The organism is Magnetococcales bacterium (assembly GCA_015232395.1).
GTDB lineage: Bacteria > Pseudomonadota > Magnetococcia > Magnetococcales > JADFZT01 > JADFZT01.
In genome coordinates this window covers 38,463-50,409 of sequence record JADFZT010000019.1, presented here as the reverse complement: position 1 = coordinate 50,409, position 11,947 = coordinate 38,463, and the positions used below count along the sequence as shown (strand labels likewise).

The 11,947-nt window shown below is 55.1% G+C and carries 13 protein-coding genes; 7 read left to right on the top strand and 6 right to left on the bottom strand.

Going from position 1 to position 11,947, the window contains the following annotated elements; translation table 11 throughout:
* Positions 1-65 precede the first annotated feature (65 nt).
* Both HQL52_07770 and HQL52_07765 read right to left on the bottom strand, forming a co-directional pair.
* Positions 66-404: a hypothetical protein gene (locus tag HQL52_07770; GenBank protein MBF0369335.1), complete on the bottom strand. Its 339-nt coding sequence runs from the start codon at positions 402-404 to the stop codon at positions 66-68.
* 83 nt (positions 405-487) lie between these two features.
* Positions 488-1,033: a hypothetical protein gene (locus tag HQL52_07765; protein ID MBF0369334.1), complete on the bottom strand. Its 546-nt coding sequence runs from the start codon at positions 1,031-1,033 to the stop codon at positions 488-490.
* Between the two features lie 216 nt (positions 1,034-1,249).
* On the opposite strand from HQL52_07765, the gene HQL52_07760 reads away from it, so the two are divergent.
* Together HQL52_07760 and HQL52_07755 are read left to right on the top strand one after the other, a co-directional pair.
* Positions 1,250-2,557, top strand: a complete 1,308-nt coding sequence (locus HQL52_07760) for a hypothetical protein (GenBank protein MBF0369333.1) — start codon at positions 1,250-1,252, stop codon at positions 2,555-2,557.
* Between the two features lie 76 nt (positions 2,558-2,633).
* Complete coding sequence (locus HQL52_07755; protein ID MBF0369332.1) at positions 2,634-2,957, top strand: hypothetical protein; 324 nt, start codon at positions 2,634-2,636, stop codon at positions 2,955-2,957.
* Between the two features lie 75 nt (positions 2,958-3,032).
* Here HQL52_07755 and HQL52_07750 read toward each other — a convergent pair whose 3' ends face one another.
* Positions 3,033-3,359 (bottom strand): nucleotidyltransferase domain-containing protein, encoded by a 327-nt coding sequence (locus tag HQL52_07750; GenBank protein ID MBF0369331.1) that lies wholly within the window; start codon positions 3,357-3,359, stop codon positions 3,033-3,035.
* Between the two features lie 77 nt (positions 3,360-3,436).
* Positions 3,437-3,715, bottom strand: a complete 279-nt coding sequence (locus HQL52_07745; protein ID MBF0369330.1) for a hypothetical protein — start codon at positions 3,713-3,715, stop codon at positions 3,437-3,439.
* 163 nt (positions 3,716-3,878) lie between these two features.
* Here HQL52_07745 and arfB point away from each other — a divergent pair, with 163 nt between their 5' ends.
* Positions 3,879-4,325, top strand: coding sequence for an aminoacyl-tRNA hydrolase (gene arfB, locus HQL52_07740; GenBank protein MBF0369329.1), 447 nt, complete (start codon positions 3,879-3,881; stop codon positions 4,323-4,325).
* A 212-nt stretch (positions 4,326-4,537) separates the two neighbouring features.
* On the top strand, positions 4,538-6,367 hold the full coding sequence (typA, locus tag HQL52_07735; protein ID MBF0369328.1) for a translational GTPase TypA: 1,830 nt from the start codon (positions 4,538-4,540) through the stop codon (positions 6,365-6,367).
* A gap of 80 nt (positions 6,368-6,447) precedes the next feature.
* Here the strand turns inward: typA and HQL52_07730 are convergent, their stop codons facing one another.
* Both HQL52_07730 and HQL52_07725 read right to left on the bottom strand, forming a co-directional pair.
* Positions 6,448-7,308, bottom strand: coding sequence for a DUF3800 domain-containing protein (locus HQL52_07730; GenBank protein ID MBF0369327.1), 861 nt, complete (start codon positions 7,306-7,308; stop codon positions 6,448-6,450).
* A gap of 265 nt (positions 7,309-7,573) precedes the next feature.
* Positions 7,574-7,858, bottom strand: a complete 285-nt coding sequence (locus HQL52_07725; protein MBF0369326.1) for a hypothetical protein — start codon at positions 7,856-7,858, stop codon at positions 7,574-7,576.
* Between the two features lie 188 nt (positions 7,859-8,046).
* Here HQL52_07725 and HQL52_07720 point away from each other — a divergent pair, with 188 nt between their 5' ends.
* From HQL52_07720 to HQL52_07710, 3 genes are all read left to right on the top strand, one after another.
* Positions 8,047-8,385 (top strand): 4a-hydroxytetrahydrobiopterin dehydratase, encoded by a 339-nt coding sequence (locus HQL52_07720; GenBank protein ID MBF0369325.1) that lies wholly within the window; start codon positions 8,047-8,049, stop codon positions 8,383-8,385.
* A 287-nt stretch (positions 8,386-8,672) separates the two neighbouring features.
* A complete protein-coding gene (locus HQL52_07715) occupies positions 8,673-10,481 on the top strand; it encodes a SulP family inorganic anion transporter (protein ID MBF0369324.1) in 1,809 nt (602 codons plus the stop codon).
* Between the two features lie 346 nt (positions 10,482-10,827).
* On the top strand, positions 10,828-11,817 hold the full coding sequence (locus HQL52_07710) for a hypothetical protein (protein ID MBF0369323.1): 990 nt from the start codon (positions 10,828-10,830) through the stop codon (positions 11,815-11,817).
* The last annotated feature ends 130 nt before the right edge of the window (positions 11,818-11,947 follow it).

Here is an 11,947-nt window from a genome sequence, read left to right as displayed (position 1 = left end):
AGATATTCAAACAAACCTCCCCAACCAAACGGCCCTTCCCCAGCCAAGGGCCTGATGGACGACTGCTAGAAGGGATTTTCGAAAAAGACATAGTTGGTGGAATAGTCGCTCACCTCAAAATAGATCTTTTTCTTCTCTTCCTTGTCCAGCTCAAAGTTAAGATTGCTGTCCAGATAGCCGTAACCATAACGGTAGGGCCGGGAGCGGGCCTCATCGGTGCCATAGGCGGTGGAGAGCTTGTCTACCTTGATAAAACGCCGTACCACCTTATCTCCGGCATACACCTCCAGCACCCCGTTGGTACCGGTCCAGTTTTGCACAGCGCGCCCGAGCTTGTTTTGGGTTTCCTGGGTGCAGCCTGCCAAAAGCACCATCCCGGCCAACAGAAAAAAACGTTTTTTCATGACGATTCCTTGAAGATGGGTTGAAAATTCCGACATTTTCCGGATCCAGAGAGGTTGATTTTATTCGGAAATCCCCGAACCAATCACTCCGGTTTCCGAGGGGTTGTCTCTTGGTTTTCAGGGGGTGGGCCGGTCAAAAGAGGCCGCAACTCCCCCACCACCGGCTCCAGATTTTGCGCCAGACGCCGCATATCCTTGCGCAGCGCCTCCCGACTCTTCGGAGACATTTTTTCCAGACGGTCGAGGACGGTTTCGAAAGCCCCACGCCCGGTGTCGATCACCCGCTGCAAAGCGGTGGGTAGATTATAAGCCATCACCCGGGGGGCCTCCCGAATGGCGGCACCCAGGAGAATGGTGGGAACCAGCACCACCACCAGCACCACTGCGGATTTGATCATAAAGGGGCGCAAGGGTTCCCGCCCACCGCCCCCTCTGCCCTTGCCCGGGGGAGGTGGTGGAGTGATCTCCAGCTCCTGGTAGCGCGCCAGAATCCGGGTTTCCTCCTCACGATAGCGCTCAAAAGCAGTAGCGATATCCGCTCCATCCACCAAAATACCCAGCTGTTGCTGATGTAGATGAATACGCTCCGGCTTGCGCAGGATGGTGACAGGATAGTCATGGGCCATCATTCAAAACTCCCCACAATGAAACAATACCCCAGCCCCACTCCCACCACGACCAACCACCCATCTTTGCTATTTCCAACCATCATCTCTGGTCGCCCTCTGGAATGAACTGGTATTCTTATCTGAATTGGTCATTTTTACATGGTTGCTCCACCGAGGGAAACGCCCGGCGTCACCCGGAATCGTTATCCCTGGCAGCCGAAGGAAATTTCAGACCCCATGAAGCCCTTTTCACTGCATCGCATCGTCCTCCCCCTGCTTCTGCTTCTGGTGGCGGTCATCTCCACCAATCTGGCATGGCTCAACCCCACCCCCGGGGAGCCCCCCTCCATGCGTCCCCTGCCCAGAATTCCCTTCATGTGGCAGTACGACAACTCCGACGCCCCCAATAATTTTCAGGCTGCGGCCCGCTTTCCGGAATATTTTCGCCAGAGCCCGGCCCGGGTGGAGCGACCCGCCACCTTGCTGGTCGTCAACCTCATCGCCGAAACCTACCACACCCTGGCCAGCCCCTTTTATGCCTTCAGCCCCTTTCCCACCATCAACCTCAAAGGCGAAAAAAGCTACGCCTATGCCCATGTGCTCACCATGGGCGAAGGGTTGCAGGTGGTCACCACCCTGCTCGGCTATCTCACCCTGAAGCTGCTGCTCTTTGGCATGGGAATGGTGGCGGCTTTTCAGCTATTCAGCCGTTATGTGGAACGCACCACGGCGCTGGCAGGGGTCTGGATTCTCTTTTTCCACCCCTTTTCCCTCTACAGCTTTTCCCTCTTTCCGGTGATGGATCTGGAGTTTATCACCCCGATCTACATCGCCTGGTTCCTGATGCGCATCACCGATCTGGAGCAGCTGGGGCGGCCTGCCACCAAAACGGTCTTGGGATATTCGGTGTTGGTAGGGATTTTAATGCTCGCCAAACCCAACTATGCCGCTTATGTAGCAGCATTGGGGTTTGGCTTTTTCCATGGCCGGTTTCGGTGGGTATTTTTGAGCGCCGGGGTCCACCTGCTCCCCTTGCTGCTGTGGCTGGGATATATTGATCTCATCGACATCCCCTATTTCAGCAAGGCGGTCACCACCCACGGCCAAGGGGTGTGGATGGTGCAGCTGCTGAACAATCCCGATACCGCCAAAGGGTTGCTGCTGATCTGGGCCAACATTAAATATTTTATGGGCCACATGGCGCAGTTTCACAGCCTCTGGCAGTTTGCCGCCATGGCTGGATTGTTGATTTTGTTGCATAAAAAACAGAACCGAACGATCTATTTTCTCCTTTTGTTCCACATCACTTTGGTGCTCCAGGCCCTCTTTGCCAACCGCTATTTTCCCTATATGAGCGCTGATTTTTGGTTTGTCACGGTGGGGCTGGCCATGCTGGCCTGGCAGTGGGTCACGCCAAAACTACCCAACCAGATGGTCAAACCCACCCTGGCCATGATCACCCTGGCCTGGTCGGTCCATTCGATCATGAGCTGGTACCACACTCCCTGGGTCCACCCTCTGCAACAGGCCGGATTGGGGGGATAGAATGAAACACCATGACAGCAAAAACATCGCCCCCTCACCACACACTCTGAGTACCGGTTGGTGGGGATCATGGCGCATGAAATGGATCGGAGTGGTGATGTTGGCTGGGCTGCTCTTTGGCGGGATGCTCTGGCTCTCCCCCCCGGCTCAAGCCCTGTCGGGATTTCCCCAGAGCAACGAATGCCGCTGGTTTGGCACCACCATCGGGGTGAGGGGTCAAGCCTGGGAGCAGGTGGCCGGCTCCCGGGGGCAGGTGGAGAGGCTCATCAACAAACACTGCAACACCCGCCACTGCCAGCGCATGCCCCGGGGTCACTGGTCCATGGTCTATGAGGTGATGCCCTGTGGGAAGGAGTGCTTTATCGAAAAATCCCGGCAGTATCGAGAGGTCTGCATGTAGTGGCTCAGGCCTGAGATGAGCTAATAATAAAGTCTCAAATTCCGGCCATCCGCCAAACGAAGGGAGCGCAAGGCCTCATCCGTGTGAGGAGGCTTCATACATCACCCGTCCTTCCTTGAGAGCCCAATAGATAAGCGTTCCTGGCACCTGACCCCGTCGGCAGGTTTCCTCTTCGGAAAAAACCAACACATCAACCCCGGCACCCACATCGCCAACGGCATCCCGAAGAATCACGCGATCCCCCTCAACCCCACTTTCAGTCGGCTGGATCACCATGAAGTCCAAGTCGGAATCGTCTGTGGCCTTTCCGGTCGCATAAGAGCCGAACAGAATGACCTTGATAGGCTTGGCCACGGCGACCAACCGATCCACAGCCTCACGGATGGTTTTTTCGCTGATCACGTTTCACTTTATCCGAAATTGAGCCATCGATATCCATCGATACCACGAGACAAACGCCAGTCTACCCGCCTGACATTCTACATCAACCGAACCCGAACTGAGCGGATTTTGCCGCCATCGGTTCGGCGCACCTCCACCGGATAGTTGCCGTCCGGCATGGGGGTGGCCAAGCAGACCCAGCTGCCTTTTTTGGAGGCTTTGCTCGATTTATCCGGTTCGGTCATGACTGTTTTTTTGGTTTTCCCCCCCTTGGTCCCAAACGCACAAAAGCTGGGGTCACCGATCCAGAGTCGGCCCGATGTGATGGAACAGACCCCGACCTGTTCCCACTTGGCTTTGGCTTTCTCCTTGGCCATCTTCCCAATCCCCCTAATCCTTGCCCCCTGTCGAAAAAGCCCCTCCCCGCCCCCTCCAAGGGGAAAAGAAACATGGGCTCTTCCGCCCCCTCCCACCCCATCTGGAATGCATCGAAAAAACAAACCCTTGTCCAGAGGCGCGCAATGGGTGTGAAATGGTTCCATGGACACTATAGGCCATACCCCGCTCCAGGTCACGCCGGAGATCGTGATTACACCAGGAGAAATTCAAGAAAGCTTTGTCCTGGCCGGAGGCCCCGGGGGGCAAAATGTCAACAAGGTGGCAACCTCGGTTCAGCTGCGCTTTGATGCCAAAAATGCCCCTGCCCTGACACCGGAGGTTTTCAACCGCCTGGTACAGCTGGCTGGCAGCCGCATGACCCGGCAAGGGGAAATCCTCATTGAGGCCCGACGCTTTCGCTCCCGGGAACGAAACCGTGCCGACGCCCGGGAACGACTGGTCACCTTGATCCAACAAGCGTTGATTCGCCCCAAAACCCGTCGCGCCACCCGCCCCAGCCGGGCCTCCAAGGAGCGCCGCCTGGAGGCCAAACGCCGTCAAAGTCAGCGAAAAGTGTCCCGTCGGGGATCAGGAGATGGGGATTATTAGTCCTTTTTTCAAGGTAATCACTTGACCCACTCCCAAAGATCAGCGCATAAACACCGGCGGCCCGCTATCCGCCCTGTTATCAGACCATAGCGTTTTCGACAGCTTATCCCCTTTCAAGGCCAATCGTTTCGTTCCTGTTGAAGTGAAAACTTCCCCTTCGAAGCGCACCCCCTTTTTTCCCTGCAAAATTAACGTTCGAGGCAGCTTGATCCGTGATTGAAAATCTTCGCAACATCGCCATTATCGCCCACGTCGACCATGGCAAGACCACTCTGGTGGATAAACTCCTGCAACAATCCGGCACCCTGGAAAGCCGCAACGCTCCCCAAGAGCGGGTGATGGATTCCAACACCCTGGAGCGGGAACGGGGCATCACCATCCTGGCGAAAAATACCGCCATCCGCTGGCAGGATAAGCACATCAATATTGTCGACACCCCCGGCCATGCCGATTTTGGCGGCGAGGTGGAGCGGGTGCTCTCCATGGTGGATTCGGTGCTACTGCTGGTGGATGCGGTGGAAGGCCCCATGCCCCAGACCCGCTTTGTCACCCAAAAAGCATTCGACATGGGATTTACCCCCATCGTCGTGATCAACAAAATCGACCGCGAAGGCTCCCGCCCCAACTGGGTGCTGGATCAAACCTTCGAACTTTTTGACCGCTTGGGCGCCACCGACGAGCAGCTCGACTTTCCGGTGATCTACGCCTCCGCCCTGCAAGGGTATGCCAGCCTGGAAGCCGACCAACCCGGCCAGGACATGACCCCGCTGTTTGAAATCATTCTGGATAAGGTGCACCCCCCCAAGGTGGACCCGGACGGCCCATTCCAGATGCGCATCTCCGCCCTCGACCACAACAGCTATGTGGGCCTCATCGGCATTGGCCGGGTGGAGCGGGGCCAGATCACCACCAACACCCCCATCACCATCATCGATGCCAACAAGCTGCAAAGACCGGGACGGATTTTGCAGATTTTGGGATTTATGGGCTTGAATCGGGTCGAGCAGTCCTCTGCCAGTGCCGGGGACATCATCGCCATCACAGGACTGACGGGTCTGGGCATCTCTGACACCCTCTGCCATCCGGACCATGTGGAAGCCCTCCCTCCCCTGTCGGTGGATGAGCCCACGGTGAGCATGACCTTCCAGGTCAACGACTCCCCCCTCTCCGGCAAAGACGGCAAATATCTCACCAGCCGCCAGCTTCGCTCCCGACTGATGCAGGAGCTGGAGCACAACGTCTCCTTGCGGGTGGAAGAGACCGAAGAGGCCGACAAGTTTCGGGTCTCGGGCCGGGGAGAGCTGCATCTGGGGATTCTCATCGAAAACATGCGTCGGGAAGGGTATGAGCTGGCAGTCTCCCGCCCGGAGGTGATCATCAAGGAAGAGGACGGGGTTAAAAAAGAGCCCTACGAGCAGCTGGTGGTGGATGTCCCCGATGCCAACCAGGGAGCCGTGATGGAAGCGTTGGGACTGCGGCGCGGAGAACTCACCAACATGACCCCCGACGGTCAGGGCCGGGTGCGTCTGGACTATATCATTCCCGCCCGCAGCCTTATCGGCTTTCTCACCGAGTTTCGCACCCTGACCTCCGGGGCCGGAATCATGCATCACCTGTTCGACCACTACGGCCCAGTCGTGTCCAGCGACGTTGGACAGCGCAAAAACGGTGTATTGGTAGCCATGGATCTGGGCCGTTCGGTAGGCTTCTCCCTCTTCAATCTTCAGGAGCGGGGCAAGCTCTTCATTGGCCCGGGCGAGGATGTTTACGAGGGGATGATCATCGGCATCCACTCCAGAGGCAACGACCTGGTGGTGAACCCCCTGAAAGCCAAACAACTCACCAACATTCGCGCCGCAGGCACCGATGAAAACATCATGCTCACCCCGCCCATACGCTATTCACTGGAGCAGGCGATGGAGTTTATCGATGACGACGAGCTGGTGGAGATCACCCCAAAAGTGATTCGCCTGCGGAAAAAACTCCGCAAGGAACACGAGCGCAAAAAAGCTGGCCGGGCCAAAAAACCCGTGGAGGAATAAACAGTTGGATGGCTCCATGATTAGACAGCCAAAGCATGGAGCCATTTGGAAGGCATCCCCACGCCCAGCTTGAGGAATTTTCAAGAAGTCTCTCTGGAGGGCAGATCTGAATGGCCTCTATCACGACAAATGAGGCAAATACAGCTGTTTGGTTCACAATAGTGCCTCAAGCCATGCAACTTGTGACCATCACGATCAAACAGGTGATAAATTCTCCTGAAATTGTTCTCTTCCGGGCTACCCGGTTGCGGATTATGCTCTACATAGCGACGAATCGCATAAGCGACAATATCCGCCAGCTGCACCGACAAGACCGTATGGCTGTCCACAAAAAATGGCATCTCCAATACGTGTTTCAGCTGCCCCCAAGGATGACCTTGCTCACGATATGCAACAAGCATTTCGTGTAGTTGCCTCTCCTTGGATGTTTCACGATCCATCAAAACAATGCCATTATCGATTTGACCAGGGGGGGAGTTGGCGTTGAAACGCTTTAGGAAGGCATCAAACCGGGTAACCACTTGAGTGAAGGAGTGACCCGTATGGTCGGGAATTCGGTCAACGTCGGCGACTTCTCCAAACAGGGAAATGCCTCTATGGTTACCAATATGATCGAGAATTTCTTCAAACAATCCAGAGCGTTCTGCTCTGCTCAAATGAAAAAAATGCTTTCTTGTCTGGTATTTGCGCCTTCTTGCCCGAGCCTGTCTTGGGTCTGAAGCAGAGGCGATCCGGCTTTGCCAATAGGCTTCCATCGCCAAACGCCGATCAGGCCAGGAAAGTTGCCCGAAATTGTTTGTTTTATCCTGCTTATTGTATGAGCAACAGAAGTCCCGGGCATGCAGCTCTGACCCATCCGGCAATTGAAATTTATTTTTCAGTCCTTGAATGCGCTTCTCTAGAGCAAACCAGGTTCCCTCGTGTCTCCTCCAGAACCTGATGCGTCAAGATATAGGAAGAACATGAATGGAGAGGGGGAATTTCGGAAGGTTGTAATTCGGGAGGTTGTAAAAATGGAGGCCCGAGCGGGTGGAACCCACCGATCCTTAGGATCTCTCAGGCCAACATTAGATTAACCAAAATCTCGAATAAATACAATTTTATTTTTGACCCACAATTCTGGTTCGATCAAAGAGGGTTCCAGCCACCCAAGAAATAAACAGCTTTGCGCAACCGCATCCATTTCAGACACTCTCTCGACCAATCCTACAGATAGTCACCAATCGCCCGGGGAAATTCCGGAAAATAGCGGGAGATCACATCCACATCGAAGCGGCCCAAAATCGCTTCCTTGGGCTCCCGCTCGAGAAGAAAACCAAATGCGGCCTCAACAAACCGCTGGGGCTGGACGCCCCCGGCCAATCGATCATAGGTGGCCCGCTTCAGGGTGACCTGATGGCGGGTTTCACCGCCCCCTTCCCGCACCGTCACCCCAAAGGTCATGGGATCCCCCGTACCATTCCCTGTCACCTGCACAGCCCATCCAGCCATCGTCCTACCCTCCTTTTTCCACCCTGATGCGACACTTTTATCTCAAAACAGCCGATATCCCAGACCAATCCCCCTACCGACTCCAGCATTCCCCTACCCTCTAGCGAACCAATCTTTTTCAAACCTGTCAGAAGAGTTACCCCCCCCACCGGCCAGAGTGTCATACCAACGATATCGGAGGCTTTCATATGACCACACTGACATCCAAACGTTGCCGCCCCTGTGAAGGAGGGATTCCCCCTCTCAAGGGAGAGGAAGCCAAGCTGTTTCTCGATCAACTCCCCCCTTGGCAGATGAATGGTGCCGAGACCTGGATTGAGCGAACCTTTACCTTCGTTGATTTTCACCGAACCATGGCTTTTGTCAATGCTGTCGCCTGGATTGCCCATCAGGAAGATCACCATCCGGAACTCACCATCAGCTATAAAGAGTGCCGGGTGCGTTTTTCCACCCATGCCATTGGGGGGCTGTCGGAAAACGATTTTATTTGTGCGGCCAAGGTGGAGGGACTCCTCCTCCCAACCTGAACCGGATCCACGTCAACCCAACCTGCCTGAATTTCAGACAGGCGCCACCCCACCAGCAAAACATTTTTTCCCATGTTTCAAAGCTTTCCCTCACAAAACCAAAGGCGCTGCCGGGCCACGATGAAAAAAATTCGTTGAAAAAGACCGGCTCATCCCGCAAAAAAAACCATTAAAAGTGGGAAGAGACCGGCTCATCCCTCTAAAAACCCATTAAAATAGGTTATGGTTGATATGTTATTTTTGCGTTTCCAGTCAATCCCAACCCGAAAGCACCGTTTATCGTGAGATTGAGCGCCTCCGACTGCGCCATACTTTGGATCCGGCTCTGCCCGTTTCGCAACTGGCTCAAACTGGTGGATGCCAACAGCCTGCGCCGGGATCTGGGAGCGGGCTTGACTGGTGCGGTGGTGGTGCTGCCCCAAGGGGTGGCTTTTGCCATGATCGCCGGGCTGCCCCCGGAATATGGCCTCTATACCGCCATCATTCCCCCCATCATCGCCGCCCTCTTCGGCTCCTCCCTGCATCTGATTTCCGGCCCGACCACTGCCATCTCCATCGTGGTGTTCAACGCCTTGGTCCCCTTTGCCGAACCAGGCACCGCCCCCTATGTGGCCATGGCCATGACGTTGACCCTCATGGTAGGCATCCTGCAACTGGCCATGGCCAACGCCCGCCTTGGGGTATTAATTAATTTTATCTCACATTCGGTGGTGGTCGGATTTTCTGCAGGCGCTGCGGTGTTGATCGCCACCAGCCAGATGAAACATCTGCTGGGCGTTCCCCTGCCCGACGGGCTGACCTTTCTCCACACCCTGCTCAGCTTTGCCTCTCATATCGATGAAATCAACCCGGCGGCGGTGGTTGTCGGGCTTGCAACTCTGGGGACAGCGGTGCTTTTCAAGGTGCTGCTCCCCCGCTGGCCGGGAATGCTGCTGGCGATGATCGTCGGCAGTGTGCTGGCCGCTTGGATGGGACCGGAAGAAAATCAACTCACCCTGATAGGGGCCATTCCCTCAGGCATCCCCCCCTATGTCACCCCGGATATCTCCCTGACCACCATTCAAAATCTCTCTTTCAGCGCCCTGGCCATCGCCTTGCTGGGTTTGGTGGAAGCGGTCTCCATTGCCCGTTCGGTAGCCTTTCGCTCCCAACAGCGCATTGACGGCAATCAGGAGTTTGTCGGTCAGGGCATGGCCAACATTATCGGTTCCTTTTTTTCCTGTTACGCCTCCTCAGGCTCCTTCACCCGCACCGGCTTGAACTTTCGTGCAGGGGCGGTCACTCCCCTGGCGGCCATTTTTGCAGCGCTTCTGTTGCTGGTGATACTCCTCACACTCTCCCCCTGGACGGCCCACATTCCCATTGCCGCTCTCGGTGGCATTTTGCTTTTGGTCGCCTACAATCTCATCGATTTTCTCCATATCCGACGGATCATCAAAACCAGCCGCTGGGAGGCAGCGGTGATGATCGTCACCTTTCTGGCCACCCTGATTCTGGATCTGGTCTTTGCCATCTATGTGGGGGTTTTCCTCTCCCTGATGGGCTATCTGCGCCAGACCACCCGGCCCAACGTCGTAGCCAGGGTGCCCGACCCCCAAGATCTTAACCGCCACTTTGTCACCGACCCCGAACTCCCGGAGTGCCCCCAGGGAAAAATATTGCGAGTGGATGGCTCCATCTTTTTTGCCAACGTCGATCTATTGGATCGGATTTTCCGGGAGGTAGACAAAGTCAATCCCGAACAGATCAACCTGATCATTCTTGGCAACGGCATCAATTTTGTCGATCTTTCGGGGGCGGAAATGCTTGAAAACGAAGCGGAACGGCGCCGCAAGCTGGGAGGAAATCTCTATTTTTACGGGGCCAAGACCCGGGTGTGCAACGTCTTTGAAAAACGAGGGTTTCTGGGCCGCCTGAGTCCCGACCAGTTTTTCCGCACCAAAGAGGAGACCATCCACGCCATGGTTGCCAATCTCGACTGGGAACGCTGCCAAACCTGCCAGGATCGCATCTTTCGAGAGTGTGCAGAGTTGAAAAAAAATGGTCGCCTCACCCCGCTCAAAAGGCGTTTCAACCCCTGTGACAGCCGCTATTGACAAAAGACAGGGCCATTGCAGTGATAAACAGCCGGTCTGATACCGGATCAACTGGCCATCTCTTCTATGAAAATACTGGCCTGCCACTTGCATTTACCTGATTTCGAACAACTTCCGGTACAAAACATCCATATGATCTTGCGTCATTCTTGAGGATCGCTTAGGATTTGTGCTGGTTTGAAAAATTCAGTGGGCGGGGAACGTTCTCCTCTGTCTGGTTTGATATTTTAGATCGTCTACCTTTTCATCTCATTTCTCGGAGCCGGAACATCCAATGGATAAATCCATGGAAAACCTGATCGCACAGGTCAGGGACGAGATCCGATTCGAGAAAGAAGACCTGGACATGGAACTCCAGCAGGTCCGGGGTCTGGTCCAGGACGCCATCATCAAGCTTACCGAAAGCTTCAACGGACTGCGGGATCAAACCCAAAACCAGAGCGCCAAGGTCGGTATCCTCATCTCCTCCATGGAGTCGAGCGTCTCCAACAAGCCCGACGAGGGCGAAACGGAGGAGGAAGAGGCCGAACCCGTTCCACCTCCCGCCCCCACCGAGGGGGAGGATAAAGAACGCATCAACATCCAGGAATTTTTGGATGAGACCAACCGGATTCTCCACTATTTCATGGATTACGTCCTCCACGTCTCCAAGCAGACCATGGACATGGTCTACAAGGTGGACGAGCTTTCCGGCCACATGCACGATATCACCACCATGCTCCAGGAGATCAAATCGATCTCGGAACAGACCAACGTCTTGGCGCTGAATGCCAACATCGTGTCAGCCCGGGCTGGCACCGCCGGTCGTGCCTTTGCGGTGGTGGCTGGGGAGGTGCGAAAGCTCGCCAAGGATTCCGGACAGTTCGGTGAACGGATCGACCGGGTGGCCAACCACTCCCTGGAAAAACTCGGCTCCATCAAAAATCTCATCCAAAAAATGGCCACCAAGGACATGAACTTTGCGGTGGACTCCAAGGGTCAGATTGATGCCATGATGGAAGAGATCGGCAATATGAACAAAGTCATGTCCCAAAGCCTCCAGGACATCTCATCCATCTCCGAAGAGTTGACCAACAGTGTGGGTCTGGCGGTCATGTCCCTGCAGTTTGAGGATATGGTCACCCAGGTAACCCATGCCATGGAAAACAAGCTGAACATCATGCACAGCTTGGTAGAAGAGGTTTTTTCCTGCTTTTACGACCCCTCTCTGTCAACAGAAGAAGAACGCCTGGCTGCCATCCAAAATGTCCTGGAAAACCGCAAGAGCGAATATGAGTCGATCAACCGGCCGGTACGGCAAGACTCCCTGGACGAAGGGGATATCGAACTCTTCTGACCTGCCTCACACCTCACACTTTACACCTTACACCTGCTCTCCCCCCCCTGCTCCGCCCAAATTTTTAACCCCTGCACAACCCACGCAACCTGTAGGATGCGGTGAGCAACGCGAACCGCATCGATCAAGA